Source organism: Microcoleus sp. Z1_B2, assembly GCF_036700325.1.
In the GTDB taxonomy this organism is placed as follows: domain Bacteria; phylum Cyanobacteriota; class Cyanobacteriia; order Cyanobacteriales; family Microcoleaceae; genus Microcoleus.
On record NZ_JAUBOQ010000009.1, the window covers coordinates 1 to 697 of the forward strand.

General features: G+C 47.9%; 1 protein-coding gene. It reads left to right on the forward strand.

The window, feature by feature from the left end; translation table 11 throughout:
- Window positions 1-697, forward strand: a 697-nt coding sequence (locus QT984_RS06980; RefSeq protein WP_333373636.1) for an Ig-like domain-containing protein, incomplete at both ends; no start/stop codon positions are given.

Genomic DNA, 697 nt, shown 5'->3' on the forward strand with positions numbered 1-697 from the left:
CAATATTGTCATCAAGAAAGTCTCCGACAACTCAGTTGTAGAAACCATTGATGTCACCTCAGCCAATGTCACCGTTACTGGTAGTACCGTCACAGTTAATCCCACAGCAGATTTAGCGCCTGGTACTGATTACTACGTTGAAATTGCTGCTGGTGCAATTAAAAACTTAGGAGGGAACAATTATGCCGGTACTACAGGCGCAACTGCTTGGAATTTCAGCACTGCGGCTGCCGTTGATACCACAGCCCCGACAGCCACTTTCACCCCCGCAGACAACGCCACCAGTGTTGCAGTTGCTGCTGATTTAGTCGTCACATTGAGTGAAGCCGTACAAAAAGGCACTGGCAATATTGTCATAAAGAAAGTATCGGATAACTCAGTGGTGGAAACCATTGATGTCACCTCAACAAATGTCACCGTTAGCGGTAGTACCGTCACCGTTAATCCCACAGCAGATTTAGCGCCTGGTACTGATTACTACGTTGAAATAGCCGCCGGTTCAATTAAAGATTTAGCTGGTAATAATTATGCCGGTACTACAGGCGCAACTGCTTGGAATTTCACCACTGCGGCTGTCGTTGATACCACAGCCCCCACAGCCACTTTCACCCCCGCAGATAACGCCACCGCTGTTGCAGTTGCTGCTGATTTAGTCGTCACCTTGAGTGAAGCCGTACAAAAAGGCACTGGCAACATT